This window comes from Nonomuraea sp. CA-143628, assembly GCF_050942315.1.
In the GTDB taxonomy this organism is placed as follows: Bacteria; Actinomycetota; Actinomycetes; order Streptosporangiales; family Streptosporangiaceae; genus Nonomuraea.
Genome location: NZ_CP192072.1, coordinates 1,633,236 through 1,647,801, shown reverse-complemented (window position 1 = coordinate 1,647,801; position 14,566 = coordinate 1,633,236). Strand labels below are relative to the sequence as shown.

The window sequence follows — 14,566 nt, the reverse complement described above, 5'->3', positions numbered from 1 at the left end:
AAGCCTACGGTGCGACCACGGTCGCCTCGTACCGAACACCGGCACGAGGCGGATGATCAACGCGTCTTGGACTCCTCGCGGGACACGGCCTCGGCCGCCTCCTCGGCCACCTTGGCGGCGGCGTCGATCGAGCTCTCGCGGGTGCGGCGGATGCCCAGGATGCTGATGAACAGCGCCGCGAAGATGGTCTGGAAACTCATGATGAGCGCCGTCGCGGAGGGCACGACGATGCGCAGCGACTCGCGCGGGTCGAGCGAGCCGAAGCTGCGGACCTGCCAGTGCACCAGCGACATCACCAGGCCGACGAGACCGGCCAGGGCCAGCAGCCCGCCGACCACCAGGCCCTTCTCCAGGGAGACGATGTCGATGAGCCTGCGCACGCGTGGCGATTCGGGCAGGAAGCCCTCCTCGGCCGCGTAGACCTTGGTGAACAGCGCGAACAACGCCGCCTGGAAGCCGATCACCACCGCCGCCGACGCGCCGACCAGCGTGTCGACGTCGAAGGCCAGCTCGCCGATCTCGACCGGGCCGAACGTCAGCGCCGTGCCGGCGACCAGGCCGACGATCATCAGCAGGATGCCGGGATAGAAGAACAGCCACTTGGGGCTGTACAGCAGCAGGAAGCGCAGGTGGCGCCAGCCGTCACGCCAGGAGCGCAGGTGCGGCGGCCGGGAGCGGCCGTCGGGCGACAGCGTGGTGGGCACCTCGCGCACGTCGAGGCCGGACAGGGTGGAGCGGACGACCATCTCGGAGGCGAACTCCATGCCGCCCGTCTGCAGATGGAGCCGCAGGATCGAGTCGCGCCTGAACCCGCGCAGGCCGCAGTGGAAGTCGCCGATGGCCGACGGGAAGAACAGCCGGCCGATGAACGACAGCACCGGGTTGCCCAGGTAGCGGTGGAGCGGAGGCATGGCGCCGGGGGCGATGCCTCCCTTGAACCGGTTGCCCATCACCAGATCGGCACCGTCGCGCAGTTGTTCGACGAATGGGAGCAACGAGGTGAAGTCGTAGGAGTCGTCGGCGTCGCCCATGATGACGTATTTGCCACGCGCGGCACGGATGCCGCCCATGAGGGCGTTGCCGTAACCCTTCTCATCGATGTGGACGACACGCGCACCGGCGTCACGGGCGAGCTGCTGCGAGCCGTCCGTGCTGCCGTTGTCGGCGATCAGGACCTCGCCCTCGATGCCGTGCTCTTCCATGCACGCCAGTGCCTTGCGCACACAGACTTCCACGGTCTCCGCCTCGTTGAGGCAGGGCATGACCACCGTCAGTTCCACGTCTCAACCCTTCAGTTAAGGCTCTTCCAGCCCACCATCATGCCCTGTGCCCGAGGATGGTCGGGTCAAGTCCTAAAAACGACTGGCATTCTTTACAGCATGGTGAGCGCTGCGGAGATGACCCCTGTGGACCCCTCCGCCCCTGGCCGGATAGCCCGCGCATGGGCGTTCGTCGGCCGTCATCGGGTGTTCGCCGCCGCATTCGCCATTGGCGGGGTGCTGCGGCTGATCACCATGCTCGGCTACGGCCCGGCGATGTGGTTCAACGACTCCTACGAGTACGTGTCCGTGGCGCTGCACCCCCGGCCGCACCCGATCCGGCCCGACGGTTACGGGTTCTGGCTGCTGCTGCTCAAGCCGTTCCACAGTTTCACCCTGGTGACCATGTCCCAGCACCTGATGGGCCTGGCCACGGGCGCGCTCATCTACGCGCTGGTGCGCGCGAAGTTCGGGCTGCCGAAGTGGGGGGCGACGCTGGCGGCCGTCCCGGTGCTGTTCGACGCCTACCAGATCCAGCTCGAACAGCTCATCATGTCCGACACGCTGTTCACGCTGCTGGTCGTGGGCGTGATCACGATCGTTCTGTGGAACCGGCGAATGTCGTGGAAACTGGGCGTCGTCGTCGGGCTGCTGCTCGCGCTCACCGCGCTCACCCGCTCGATCGGCCTGCCGATCCTCGCCCTGGTCGTCGCCTATCTGCTCATCAAGCGGACCGGATGGAAGGCGATCGTGGCCGTGATCATGGCCTGCGCGGTCCCGGTCCTCGCCTACATGGGGTGGTTCTCAACAAACTTCGGTAAATTCGCGATGACCAACAGCGACGGGCTCATCCTTTACATGCGCACGGCGATCTTCGCGGATTGCAACAAGATGCATATCGACAAATATCGGGAGCTCCAGATGCTGCTCCTGTGCATCAACGATCCGGTCAATCAGCGCAAGGACTACGCGCAGTGGTACCTCTGGGGCCAGGGCAACGGCGACGGCCAGGGCACGGGTGAGGTGCTGCACCGCTGGGGCGCGGGCAAGAAGTTCACCGACATCACCAACGAGGCCGCCAGCGCGTTCGCCACCCGGGCGATCACCTCACAGCCCGGCGACTACCTGAAGGTGGTCGCGCGCGACTTCTTCCGCGCCTTCAACTGGGGCCGGCCGCGCTTCCCGGACGAGAAGACGTACAACATGTATCGCTTCATCCCGTTCTACGAGCTGGATGACAGCGGCAATCCCAAGCGACTGCCCCAGTGGCCCTCCTATCAGGGCCGTACGGACACCGACGCCTACACCTACGAGCAGGGCCCGCCCGAGACGAAGATCGTCGCGCCCTTCGCACAGATCATGAGCGGCTACCAGCAGGTGGTCTACCTGCCCGGCATCGTGCTGGGCGGCGTGATGCTGATCGGCCTGTACGGCACGGTGGTCCGCTGGCGCCGGTTCGGCGGGCCGGTGATCCTGCCCTGGCTCGGGGCGTTCGGCCTGCTGCTCGCGCCCGCCGCGACGGCGGAGTTCGACTACCGCTACGTCCTGCCGGCGGTCCCCCTGGCCTGCATCGCCGCGGCGATCACGCTGCGCCGCGGCGTCACTTTGGCGCGGGTACGACCCAAGCCCGCGTCAGCATCCGAGCCCACCACTGTGCCTGCGTGAGCGTCTCGGCCACCAGCACCGGGTAGAGCCACCAGAAGTTGATCAGGACGATCAGCGTGAACGCCCCCACGACCGCGGCCCCCACCGCCCGGCGCGCGGGTGTGGCGCTCTCCTTCCCGATCACCAGCCCCGCGACCAGGACGAGCGCCAGCACCATGAACGGCACCACGGGGATCATGTAGAAGAGGTACATCGTCCGCTGGTCGGCGATGGCGTAGTAGAACCACGGCAGCCAGCCGGCGGCGAAGGTCAGCAGCACCGCCCCGGCCCGCCAGTCGCGCGTGGCGACGTACCAGGCGATGAGTCCCAGCAGGGCGAGCATCGCGGCGTACCAGAGGGCGGGCGTGCCCACCCCGAGCACCGCCTGCGAGCACTTGTCCGCCCCGCACGCCGAAGGCGGCAGGTCCGTCGGGTAGAAGAAGGAGACCGGCCGGAACAGGGCCGGCCAGGTCCACGGGTCCGACATGTACGGGTGATAGTCGTGCAGCCCGGTGTGGTAGCCGAGCACCTGCACCTGATACTTCAGCCACGATCGCACCGAGTCGACGACGAAGAACAGCGGCCCCGCCGACGTCGCCTGGTCCCAGTTGCGACCGTAGCCGCCCGCGGTGACGAACCAGCCCGCCCACGAGGCCACGAAGGTCAGCGCGGGCACCAGCCCGAGCGCGGCCAGCCCCGACGGCACATCCTTGGCGAAGGCGCCGGAGTAGGGATTGCGCAGCCCGACGGCCCGCCTGGCCCCCATGTCCCACAGCAGGCTCATGACCGCGAACGCGACCAGGAAGAACACCCCTGACCACTTCACCGCGCAGGCCGCCCCCAGGCAGAGGCCCGCGGCGATCCGCCATGGCCGCAGGCCGAGCGGCGGCCCGGTCGGGGTGAGCGGCGAGTTGTCGTACCAGTCGGCCAGCCGCCGCCGTGACCAGTCGCGATCGACCACCAGGCAGGCGAACCCGGCCAGCACCCAGAACATCAGGAAGATGTCCAGCAGCGCCGTACGCGACAGCACCAGGTGCAGGCCGTCCAGCGAGAGCAGCAGCCCGCCCAGGCAGCCCAGCATCGTCGAGCGGGTCATCCGCCGCGCCAGCCGGGCCAGGATGAGGATCGACAGCGTCCCGACCACGGCCGCGGCGAACCGCCAGCCGTAGGGGTTCATGCCGAACAGCCACTCGCCCACACCGATCATCCACTTGCCCAGCGGCGGGTGGGCGACGAACGAGGCGCAGTCGGTCGTGTTCGGGCAGTGCTTGAAGATGTCGAGGTTGCCGGCCAGCAGCCGGTGGTCGGCCTCGGGGTTCTTGGAGTCGCCGAGCGTGACCCGCTCGACGCCGAACCTGAGCAGCGAGTAGGCGTCCTTGAGGTAGTACGTCTCGTCGAAGACGATGGCCCTCGGCTCGCTTAATCTGACGAATCTCAGTATTCCGCCGAAGAGGGCGACCGCGATCGGCCCCAGCCACCCCCAGAGGGCGCCCCCTTGCATTGGCGGGACCAGCCGCTGTGCGGAAATCCCCCATTTCTTCACGATGCGCACCCTATGGGGTGGACGATCTCCTGTGAACCGCGTCGTAGAGCTCCCGCTTGGGCAGACCCGCCTCTTTGGCCACGTCGGCGACGGCCGTCTTGCGCTGCTCCCCGTCGGCCACGCGGCGGTCCACCTCGGCGACCAGTGACTCGATATCGGGCTCTGTGTCGGCCACGACGTGACCGGCGACCACGACGGTGATCTCACCCTTGACGCCCGCCGCCGCCCACGCGGCCAGCTCGCCCAGGCCGCCGCGCCGTACCTCTTCGTAGGTCTTCGTGAGCTCGCGGCAGACGGCGGCCTTCCGTTCCTGACCGAAGGCCGCCGCCATCGCCTCCAGCGCGCTCTGGAGCCGGTGGGGCGCCTCGAAGAACACCATCGTGCGCTCCTCCTTCGCCAGCGCCGAAAAGCGGCGAGCGCGCTCTCCAGGCTTGCGCGGCGGGAAGCCCTCGAAGCAGAACCGGTCGCTGGCCAGGCCGGAGACGGCCAGCGCGGTGGTGACGGCGCTCGGGCCCGGCAGGGCGGTGACCGTGATGCCCTCCTCGACCGCGAGATGCGTCAGGCGGTAGCCAGGGTCGGACACACCCGGCATGCCCGCGTCGGTGATGACCACCACCGTCTGCCCTTGCTTGAGCGTCTCGACCAGCTCCGCCGCACGTCCGGCCTCGTTGGCGTCGTAGTAGGAGACCACCCGCCCGCGGATCTCCACGCCGAGGTCGCCGGCCAGCCTGCGCAGGCGCCTGGTGTCCTCGGCCGCCACCACGTCGGCGTTCTCGAGCACCTCGCGCAGCCGTGGCGAAACGTCGCCCGCCTGCCCGATGGGGGCCCCTGCCAGCACCAACCTGCCCTTTACTGTCACCCGGCCATTGTGGCAGGGCATCCCGATAAGACCCTGTTTCCTGGGTAAGCACTGGCTTGAGGCCCGTACGATGTCCGAATGGCGGTGACCGATTTCCCGTACGAAACCTTTGGCCAGTCAAGTGGCCAACCGGCGGCGGACGAGAGCAGTCCCGGGACGCGATCCATCCGAGATCGGGTGGTCCCGCCGATGCGTGGCAGCGTGTTGTGGGGCTGGTTGGGGCCGCTGTTCATCACCGTCTTCGGCGGGGTGCTGCGCTTCATGGGGCTCGGCCACCCCAAGGCCGTCGTCTTCGACGAGACCTATTACGCCAAGGACGGCTATTCGCTGATCACGTGGCTCGTGGAGCGGGTCACGATCAAGGATGCCGACAAGGCGCTCATCGCCGGCAACACCGACATCTTTCAGAAGTGCACGGAGGCGACGCTCGACAAGTGCGCCTCCTACGTGGTCCACCCGCCCCTGGGCAAGTGGATGATCGGCGTGGGCGAGTGGCTGTTCGGCATGAACCCCTACGGCTGGCGGTTCGCCGCGGCGGTGATCGGGACGCTGTCGATCCTGGTCCTTGCCCGCGTGGCCCGCCGGATGACCCGCTCGACCCTGCTCGGCTGCTTCGCCGGGCTCCTGCTGGCCCTCGACGGGCTGCACTTCGTGCTGTCCCGTACGGCGCTGCTGGACATCTTCCTGATGTTCTGGGTGCTGGCCGGGTTCGCCTGCCTGGTGGTCGACCGCGACCGGGCGCGGGAGCGGCTGGTCGACTGGTACGAGACGTCGCCGATGTCGCCGCAGGGGCCCTGGCTGGGGCTGCGGCCGTGGCGGATCGCCGCGGGCCTGTGCCTCGGTGCCGCCATGGGGGTCAAGTGGTCAGGGGTGTTCTTCCTGGCCGCCTTCGCGGTCATGAGCCTGCTGTGGGACTTCGGCGCGCGACGGGCCGTCGGCCTGCGCAACCCCTACTCCGGCGCCTTCTCCAAGGACGTGCCGACCGGCCTGGTCGCCTTCGCGCTGGTCCCGTTCGTGACGTACATGACCACCTGGACCGGCTGGTTCGTCAGCGCGGCCGGCTACGGGCGCAACTGGGACCAGGCCACCTCCTCGGGCCCGATCTACTTCGTCATCGACTCGATGCGGTCGTGGATCCAGTACCAGTGGCAGGTCTTCTCCTTCCACAGCGGGCTGGCGACCTCACATCCCTACATGTCGGATCCGTGGCAGTGGCCGCTGCTGCTGCGCCCGGTCGCCTTCTACTACGAGGGCAACAAGGGCGGCGCCTGCGGCGCCAAGGACTGCGCCGAGGCCGTGCTCGGCGTGGGCACCCCGGTGATCTGGTTCGGCGCGCTGGCCGCGCTGATCGCCCTGATCGCCTGGTACGTCGCCACGCGGGACTGGCGGGCGGGCGCGGTGCTGCTGGCCTACGCGATGGGCTGGCTGCCCTGGTTCTACTTCGCGATCACCGAGAACCGCACGATGTTCCTGTTCTACGCGGTGCCGATGGTGCCGTTCATGGTGCTGGCCATCACCCTGTGCGCGGGTTTGCTGATAGGCCCCTCAGCGAAGACACCGGGCGGGGCTGTACCGTTGAGGCGTACGCTCGGGGCTGCGGCCGTCGGTGCGTTCGCACTTCTCGCACTGATCAACTTCTGGTGGCTGCATCCGGTTTTGTCCGCCGAGCTGATCCCCTACACCGAGTGGAAGGCACGGATGCTCTTCGACAAGCGGTGGATTTGACCCGGTCACAGTTCCATATTTACTAATTTCATAGGGTAGTCGCAGTGCAAGACCCAATACGCACCGGTTTCGGTCATCGTCAGGCCCGGGGTCGATACGGCAAACTTCGAGGCATGAGTGCACCAGACGTCACCGCCCTGCTCGCCGAGTTGGAGCGCTCCGAGCCGGACCTGGCCGAAGAGGCCAGGACCGCTGTGGAGTGGTTGACGGGCGGGGAGCCGCTGGAGACGGTTACGCAGCTCGACGTCTGCGAGTTCCTCTGGTACACACTGCCGCTCAAGGTCGGTGGCGACCATGAGCGGCTGGCCCGCGCGCTCGGGCGGCTGCTGCAGGTCGGCGGGCTGGAGCGCTATGCCGGGTTGTGCGAGTCGGCCCTCACGACCAAGATCCTTCGCACCTACGCCCGTGAGGGCGAGGACGCGGGCACCAACGCCTACCAGGTGGCGCTGGAGGCCACCGGTGTGCTCCCGCCCGACGTGCCCGACCTCCAATGGAGCATGATCATGGGCCCCGAGGAGCTGGGCGCGCACGTCGCCTGCTCCGCGGCGCTGGAGCTGGCGATCGTCTCGGGCGACGACGTCGATCCCGGCGCGCTTACCAAGCGCTGGCTCACCGCGCCGCGGACCGAGCTGGGCGGCGACAGCTGGCTGCACCGCGTACACGGCGAACGGCTCAACCGCTGGGTGCTCGGCCGCGGCCCGGCCCGGCGCGAGCTGGCCCAGCCGTTCGAGGTGCGGCTGCACGCTCCCGTCTCGGTCCAGCAGCTGCCCGCGCTGCACGGCCTGCTGTCGCTGGCCGCCTCGGAAGGCAGCCTCCCCATGCGCCTGGCCCCCTCACCGGAGGCACTCCGGCTGCGCGAGCTGGCCGAACGCGAGCTGGGCGCGATCAGCCGCTCCGGCGTCCGGCTGTCGATCACCGACTACGGCCGGCAACTGCTCGACTCCCCCGAGGCCATGTGGGACGCGGTCACCAAGCTGCTCCTGGCCAGGGGCGAGCACGAGTTCGAGCTCTCGGCGCGTGAGGCCGCCCTCATGCTGCTCGCCGACGGCGCCCTGATGTCGCCTGCCGAGCTGCGCGAGCGGGTGGCCGAGGTGGTCGGCGGCGAGGGCTGGCATCCCGCGACGAGCCTTGAGGACGTCGCCACGCCGGTCGCCGACCTGGTCGCCCAGCTCAAGGCGCTCGGCCTGGCCTTCGCCGACGACCTCGCCGTACGGGTGACCCGCTCCGGCCAACTCGCCGCCCTGGCCGCCCTCCGCGCCCACGCCCTGAGACCGAGGCAGTACGTGAGCGCAGGCTGATCACCACAGACCCTCTTCGTCCGCTCCCCGACGGGGATTCCTCTTAAGGACCCCAGCCACGACGGACCGACTTCCACCGTTCCCCCGAACGGGGGCACCTCCCCAAGGACCCGGCTGCCTCCGCTCCCTCGGCGGGAATATCCCTCCCGAGGGACCCTAACCACGACGGACCGGCTGCCTCCCCTCCCCCGAAGGGGGAATCCCTCCAAGGGACCTCAGCCGCCACGGGACCGTCATAGGAGCCAGGACGGTCGTGTGACGGACCTCCCCCTGGGGTCTCTCGCTAGGGGACGCTGACCCGGCGGATGGCCCGCTTGAAGTCCGGACACTCCACGAACGGATCGTGTTCGCACACCGCCGCGTGGCGCAGGCTGTCGCGCAGCCGGGTGAGCTGCGCGATCCGCTCGTCCACCTCCCGCTCCTTGGCGGCCATCCGCTCACGCAACACGGCGTCGGACGGCCCGGCCCGCAGGAACGCGGCGATCTCGGTGAGCGTGAACCCGGCGTCACGCGCGCAGGTGACCAGTGCCAGGCGTTCGAGCGTCTCCGGCACGTACGTGCGGCGCAGGCCGTTGCGCCCGTCGGCCGTGATGAGCCCCTTGCGCTCGTAGAACCGCAGCGCCGACGGCGCCAGGCCGGAGCGCCGCGCCACCTCACCGATGTCGAGCAACCTCTCGTCCACGGCCCGCTCCTTGACTTGACTTGAACCGCGCTTCAAGTCGCAGTCTAGGGCACATGACAATCCATCACCTGAATCTCGGCTCGATGCGCGAGATCGATTCGACCGAGTCCCTGCCCTCCGCGCCCGCCGTCTGCCACGCCCTGCTGGTCGAGACCCCCGATTCGGGGCTGGTCCTGGTGGAGGCGGGGCTGGGGCTGGACGACGTGACGCGGCCGGGCGAGCTGCTCGAAGCCGAGTGGGTCGAGCTGGTCGGGCCCGAGCTCCGGCCGGCGGAGACCGCCGTCCAGCAGGTCGCCGCCCTCGGCTACGACCCGGCGGACGTACGGCACATTCTGCTGACCCACCTGGACGTCGACCACAGCGGCGGCCTGCCCGACTTCCCGCAGGCCGAGGTGCACGTCATGGCGGCCGAGCTGCAGGCGGCGCTGACGGAGGCGCCGAACCGCCGCTACCGCCCCGGCCATTGGGCGCACGGCCCGCGCTGGGTCACCTACCCCGGCACCGGAGACACCTGGTACGGGGTCGAGGGGGTGCGGCCTTCGACGTTCTCGCCGGACTTCCTGATGGTGCCGCTCGCCGGGCATACCCGGGGCCATGCGGGTGTGGCGGTCAGGGACGGCGACCGGTGGCTGTTGCACGCCGGTGACGCCTACTTCTACCACCGCGAACTGTCGGCCGACGACCCGCGACCGCATCCGCTGATGGACATCGTGCAGCTCGACTCGCAGGTGGACGAGGGGTCGCGGCTGACGAGCCAGGACCGGCTGCGCGAGCTGGCGAACGTGCACGGGGTGGAGGTGTTCTCCGCGCACGACCCGTGGGAGTTGCACCGCATGAGCTGAGGTCTGACAGGTCACCTTGGGCGCGCTCCAAGCGAGCTCTGACCAGGCATTATCGGGCGCGCTCCAGTTGAGGTCTGGTCAGTTGTCATTGAGCGCGCTCTACTGGGCATGAACCGGTTGTCGCCCGCGCGCGTACCTCTGGCTGCCCGGCCACCGCGGCGCGCAGAACGCGGTGGCCGGGCTCCGAGCCCGTCGCGCGCCACCATCTGACTCGAACCGTAGCCGAGCGCGCCCCCTCTGAATCACTGTGAATCACGCCGCCGCCCCGCCGATGTGAGCGCGCCCGCGCGTGGACCAGCCATCTCTCCCCCAACCGGGGCAAGACCGGACACCGCCCACCGGTTTGACGTGTGCGACATTAGCTGATTTAGTGCATCATCAATTGGCATCAAACTGGTTCGTAGAGAATGGTGCGCCGGATGCTGTCGAGGGTGCGGAGCGGATGAACGGTGACGGCGCGGAACAGCGCACCAAGCGTGAGCGTCTGGCCACAGAGCTGCGGCGCCTGCGTGACCTGGCCGGGATCTCCGGTCGCGACCTGGCCCACCGGGTCGGCATCAGCCAGTCCAAGGTCTCCCGCATCGAGTCAGGGACTGTGATCCCCTCGCTGCCGGAGGTGACGGCGTGGGGCGAGGCGGTGGAGGCGTCGAGTCAGACCCGGGAATGGCTGACCGACCTGACCGAGGCGGCCTTCACCGAGATGCACAGCTGGCGGGCCGCGCTCCAGCGGCAGGCGCACCTGCAGGACGAGATCCGGGAGCAGGAGGACCAGGCGCAGCTGGTGCGGGGATTCCAGCCCACCGTCATTCCGGGGCTGTTGCAGACCGCCGAGTATGCCCGGCGCATCTTCGCGTTGTTCGACCCGCCGTACACCGAGGGCAATCTGTCCATGGCCGTCGCGGCTCGTTTGCAGCGACAGCTCGCCCTCTATGAGGAAAGCCGGCGTTTCGAATTCCTCATTACCGAGGCGGCGCTGCGGTGCCGTCCTGGACCGGTCAAACTCCTGCTCGCCCAATTGGACCGGATAGCCTCGCTGAGCACGCTGGAGAACGTCTCCATCGGCTTGATACCGCACAACACGGAAGCGCTTGTCTGCCCCCCGCACGGTTTCACCCTCTACGAGAGCGACGGCAGCGCGGCGGACACTTTTGTGGAGATAGAAGTCGCGCATGTGAGGCTGAGCGCCGGCCACGCCGACGACATCGCGGTCTATCAGCGTCAGTGGTCCCTGCTGAGCCAGATGGCGGTCTTCGGCGACGAGGCGCGGGACTTCCTCGCCACGATCAGCGCCGACGTCCGCGCCGCGGATCGGTGACCCCGCCTTGCGCACGACCGTCCGCCCATCCTCGGGGAGCGGACACCTCGCGCACTCCCCAAGGCGACCCGCGCCACCCGGATCACCTCAGGTCGAACTCGCCCGCGTACACCCCGGAGAGGAACGCGCCCCACTCCTCACCGCTGAAATAGAGAACGGGCCCCTCGGGGTCCTTGGAGTCGCGCACCGCGACCACGTTCTCGCCCATTGCGACCTCCACGCAGCCGCCGCCGTTGTCACTGAACGTCGCCTTGAACCATTCGGCGCGCCGCGTCCGGCCTTCCTTGGCAGTACCCATTATTTCTCTCCTGTCCGTCCGGGGAGACATGTGCCGCCCGCTGTCTGGTCGGCCTGGGTATCGGCTCGGTACCGCGCCGTCGGTCAGCCATAGGAATTCTATGAACGCCGTTAGTCATATCCAATACACGTAGTACGAAGGAGTGGACCGATGCAGTTTCGATTGTTGAACGGCGTGGAGGCTTACCGGGACGGTGTTCGGGTTTATGTCGGTGACCGAAAACAACGTTTGATGCTGGCTTTGCTGCTGCTCGCCGGGGCCCGGCCGGTCACCATGGAGGAGCTGATCGACAAGATCTGGGGCGCGGAGCCGATAAACAGCGCGCGCAAGGTCATCCAGCATTACGCGAGCGACCTGCGCGCCCATCTGGGACATTCCAGCGGGCCGAAATTGGGCGACATGCTGCCCAAGTACCAGAACGGCTACCGGCTGCTGGCCGACCGGAACCAGGTCGACGTCTACCGCTTCCGCGATCTGGTGAACGAGGCGCGGCCGCTGATCGGGCGTGACGACGCTCAGGCCGTACCGATCCTGCGTGACGCCCTTCGCCAGTGGGGCACCCGCGGCCTGCGGCCCGGCGAGCCGCTCAGCGGCCTGACCGGCCAGTCCGCGGCGAACGCCCGCGCCAAGCTGCAGGCGGAGCACCGAGCCGCGGTGATCGACTGCCTGGAGGCCGAGCTGCGGCTCGGGCACCACGCGCTGCTCGTCCCCGAGATCCTGGACCTGGCCACCGCCGGGCCGCCCGACGAGCAGCTGACCGGCCTGCTCATGCTGGCCTGCCACCGCGCCGGCCGACCGGCCGAAGCGCTGGGCGCGTTCGCCGCCCTGCGGAAGCGGCTGGCCGACGAGCTCGGGGCCGATCCGGGCGCGGAGATCGAGCGCCTCCATCAGCGCATCCTCAGCCAGGACCCGGCCCTCGGCGATTCGCCGGGATTCGCGCCGTCCGGAGCAGCTGGCGAAGCCGACAAGAGCGCCGTCCGCCGCGTGGCCGAAGCCGCCAGGAAGGGCGACGCGAAGCATCGGGATAATCCATAACGGAACTAATTGTTAAACTGGACGACATGACTGCCATGGCCCCTTCCCGCACCGCGCCGGACCTGTCGTACCTGCTGGACCACACCGGCCACATCCTGAGGACCCGGATGGCGGCGGCGCTGGCGGAGATCGGGCTGACGGCGCGGATGCACTGCGTGCTCGTGCACGCTCTGGAAGAGGAGCGCACGCAGATCCAGCTCGCCGAGCTCGGCGACATGGACAAGACCACGATGGTGGTCACCGTCGACGCCCTGGAGAAGGCGGGCCTGGCCGAGCGCCGCCCGTCCAGCACGGACCGGCGGGCCCGGATCATCGCCGTCACCGAGAAGGGCGCGGAGGTGGCCAAGCAGAGCCAGACGATCGTCGATGGCGTACACCGGGCGGCCCTCGCCTCGCTGCCCGAAGACGAGGCCGAGGTGCTGCTGCGGGCCATGAATCGCCTGGTGACGGGGCATCTGGCCACCGCCGCCGAGGCGCCGCAAGGAGTCCGGAGGGCTCGGCAGAAGGGCTGAAAAGGTCCGAGGCATATAGTCCGCAACGGAACTATCTGTTATGGTCTCTCTTGTTCCCCCTTTGAGCAGGAGATGGCCATGTCATATACCGCACCTTCCCCCCAACCATCGCGCTGGCCGGCGCTCATGGTGCTGTCCGCCGCGATGCTGATGACGGTCCTGGACGGCAGCATCGTGACCGTCGCGATGCCGGCCATGCAGCGGGACCTGGGCTTCTCACCCGCCGGGCTCAGCTGGATCGTCAACGCGTACGGGATCGCTTTCGGCGGGTTGCTGCTCCTGGCCGGTCGGCTGGGTGACCTCATCGGTCGTAAAAGCATGTTCCTGGCCGGAAACGCGGTCTTCACCGCCGCGTCGCTGCTGGCCGGCGCGGCGACCGGGCCCGGCCTGCTGATCGCCGCCCGGTTCCTGCAAGGCGTGGGCAGCGCGATGGCCTCCGCCGTCGTTCTCGGGATCCTGGTGACGTTGTTCACCGAGCCCGTCGAACGCGCCAAGGCGATCGGCATCTTCAGTTTCACCGGCGCCGCCGGCGCCTCGATCGGCCAGGTTCTGGGCGGGGTCATCACCGATGCGCTCAGCTGGCACTGGATCTTCTTCATCAACCTGCCGATCGGCCTGGCCACCATCGCGCTGGCGATCCGGGCGCTGCCGGGCGACCGCGGGGCCGGACTCGCCGCCGGGGCCGACGTCATCGGCGCCGTCCTGGTCACCAGCGGTCTGATGCTGGGCATCTACACGGTGGTCAAGATCGAGGAGTACGGCTGGCTCGCCGCGCACACCCTCGGCCTCGGCGCGGTATCCCTCGCTCTGCTGGCCGCCTTCGTCGTCCGTCAGGCGACCGCCAGAACGCCGCTGATGCCCCTGCGGATCTTCCGTTCGCGCACCGTCTCGGGCGCCAACCTGGTCCAGATGCTGGCGCTGTCGGCCATGTTCGCCTTCCAGATCATCGTCGCGCTCTTCATGCAGAAGGTCCTCGGCTACAGCGCGCTCGGCACCGGCCTGGCGATGCTGCCCGCGGCGGTGGCCATCGGCGCCGTGTCGCTGTTCGTCTCCGCCCGGCTCAACACCCGCTTCGGCGTCCGCCGCGTCCTGCTGGTCGGCCTGGCGCTCCTGCTCGCGGCGATGGGCTGGCTCACCCGCGTCCCGGTGACCGCCGACTACGTCACCGACCTGCTCCCGGTCATGCTGCTCATCGCGGGCGGCGGCCTGGTCCTGCCGGCGCTGACCGCGCTCGGCATGTCCGGCGCCAAGGCCGACGACGCGGGCCTGGCCTCCGGGCTGTTCAACACCACCCAGCAGGTCGGCATGGCGATCGGCGTCGCGGTCCTGTCCACGCTGGCCGCCTCCCGTACCGAGGATCTGCTGTCCGCCGGGCAGAGTCAGGCGGTCGCGCTGACCGGCGGCTATCACGTGGCCTTCACCATCTCCGCCGCACTGCTCGTGGCCGCCTTCATCGTGGCGCTGACCGTGCTGCGCCGGCCCGAACGGGACACCACGACCACCGCCCAGGACCCGGTTGTGCTCACCTCAGCGTCTTGAATTCCCTGTAGTTCC

General features: G+C 68.8%; 13 protein-coding genes. 8 read left to right on the top strand and 5 right to left on the bottom strand.

Annotated elements, in window-relative coordinates; translation table 11 throughout:
• Nucleotides 1-56 precede the first annotated feature (56 nt).
• A complete protein-coding gene (locus ACQP2T_RS07705) occupies nucleotides 57-1,280 on the bottom strand; it encodes a glycosyltransferase (protein ID WP_433515505.1) in 1,224 nt (407 codons plus the stop codon).
• A gap of 99 nt (nucleotides 1,281-1,379) precedes the next feature.
• Between ACQP2T_RS07705 and ACQP2T_RS07700 the strand changes: the two genes are divergently transcribed.
• Nucleotides 1,380-2,924 (top strand): hypothetical protein, encoded by a 1,545-nt coding sequence (locus tag ACQP2T_RS07700; RefSeq protein WP_358541796.1) that lies wholly within the window; start codon nucleotides 1,380-1,382, stop codon nucleotides 2,922-2,924.
• On the opposite strand, the gene ACQP2T_RS07695 is transcribed toward ACQP2T_RS07700, so the two are convergent.
• Entirely contained in the window at nucleotides 2,860-4,404 is a 1,545-nt protein-coding gene (locus ACQP2T_RS07695; RefSeq protein WP_433519727.1) for a dolichyl-phosphate-mannose--protein mannosyltransferase, read from the bottom strand. The genes ACQP2T_RS07700 and ACQP2T_RS07695 overlap by 65 nt on opposite strands.
• Before the next feature lie 52 nt (nucleotides 4,405-4,456).
• A complete protein-coding gene (gene rsmI, locus ACQP2T_RS07690) occupies nucleotides 4,457-5,305 on the bottom strand; it encodes a 16S rRNA (cytidine(1402)-2'-O)-methyltransferase (RefSeq protein WP_433515504.1) in 849 nt (282 codons plus the stop codon).
• 78 nt (nucleotides 5,306-5,383) lie between these two features.
• On the opposite strand from rsmI, the gene ACQP2T_RS07685 reads away from it, so the two are divergent.
• Both ACQP2T_RS07685 and ACQP2T_RS07680 read left to right on the top strand, forming a co-directional pair.
• Nucleotides 5,384-7,030, top strand: a complete 1,647-nt coding sequence (locus ACQP2T_RS07685; RefSeq protein ID WP_433515503.1) for a dolichyl-phosphate-mannose--protein mannosyltransferase — start codon at nucleotides 5,384-5,386, stop codon at nucleotides 7,028-7,030.
• Nucleotides 7,031-7,143: 113 nt separating this feature from the next.
• Nucleotides 7,144-8,328: a hypothetical protein gene (locus ACQP2T_RS07680; protein ID WP_433515502.1), complete on the top strand. Its 1,185-nt coding sequence runs from the start codon at nucleotides 7,144-7,146 to the stop codon at nucleotides 8,326-8,328.
• A 283-nt stretch (nucleotides 8,329-8,611) separates the two neighbouring features.
• Here ACQP2T_RS07680 and ACQP2T_RS07675 read toward each other — a convergent pair whose 3' ends face one another.
• The gene (locus ACQP2T_RS07675; RefSeq protein WP_433515501.1) at nucleotides 8,612-9,010 is read right to left on the bottom strand and encodes a MerR family transcriptional regulator; all 399 of its coding nucleotides are present in this window, start codon (nucleotides 9,008-9,010) and stop codon (nucleotides 8,612-8,614) included.
• A gap of 53 nt (nucleotides 9,011-9,063) precedes the next feature.
• Between ACQP2T_RS07675 and ACQP2T_RS07670 the strand changes: the two genes are divergently transcribed.
• Nucleotides 9,064-9,852: an MBL fold metallo-hydrolase gene (locus ACQP2T_RS07670; RefSeq protein ID WP_433515500.1), complete on the top strand. Its 789-nt coding sequence runs from the start codon at nucleotides 9,064-9,066 to the stop codon at nucleotides 9,850-9,852.
• 442 nt (nucleotides 9,853-10,294) lie between these two features.
• Nucleotides 10,295-11,167, top strand: a complete 873-nt coding sequence (locus tag ACQP2T_RS07665; RefSeq protein WP_433515499.1) for a Scr1 family TA system antitoxin-like transcriptional regulator — start codon at nucleotides 10,295-10,297, stop codon at nucleotides 11,165-11,167.
• 82 nt (nucleotides 11,168-11,249) lie between these two features.
• Here the strand turns inward: ACQP2T_RS07665 and ACQP2T_RS07660 are convergent, their stop codons facing one another.
• Entirely contained in the window at nucleotides 11,250-11,465 is a 216-nt protein-coding gene (locus ACQP2T_RS07660; RefSeq protein ID WP_433515498.1) for a DUF397 domain-containing protein, read from the bottom strand.
• Between the two features lie 231 nt (nucleotides 11,466-11,696).
• On the opposite strand from ACQP2T_RS07660, the gene ACQP2T_RS07655 reads away from it, so the two are divergent.
• The 3 genes from ACQP2T_RS07655 to ACQP2T_RS07645 all read left to right on the top strand — a co-directional run bounded on the left by ACQP2T_RS07655 (nucleotide 11,697) and on the right by ACQP2T_RS07645 (nucleotide 14,551).
• Nucleotides 11,697-12,500 carry an AfsR/SARP family transcriptional regulator gene (locus ACQP2T_RS07655; protein WP_433515497.1) on the top strand — a complete coding sequence of 268 codons (804 nt, stop codon included), beginning with the start codon at nucleotides 11,697-11,699 and terminating at the stop codon, nucleotides 12,498-12,500.
• Between the two features lie 26 nt (nucleotides 12,501-12,526).
• Nucleotides 12,527-13,012 carry a MarR family winged helix-turn-helix transcriptional regulator gene (locus ACQP2T_RS07650; RefSeq protein ID WP_433515496.1) on the top strand — a complete coding sequence of 162 codons (486 nt, stop codon included), beginning with the start codon at nucleotides 12,527-12,529 and terminating at the stop codon, nucleotides 13,010-13,012.
• Between the two features lie 78 nt (nucleotides 13,013-13,090).
• Nucleotides 13,091-14,551, top strand: a complete 1,461-nt coding sequence (locus tag ACQP2T_RS07645; protein ID WP_433515495.1) for a DHA2 family efflux MFS transporter permease subunit — start codon at nucleotides 13,091-13,093, stop codon at nucleotides 14,549-14,551.
• Nucleotides 14,552-14,566 lie beyond the last annotated feature (15 nt).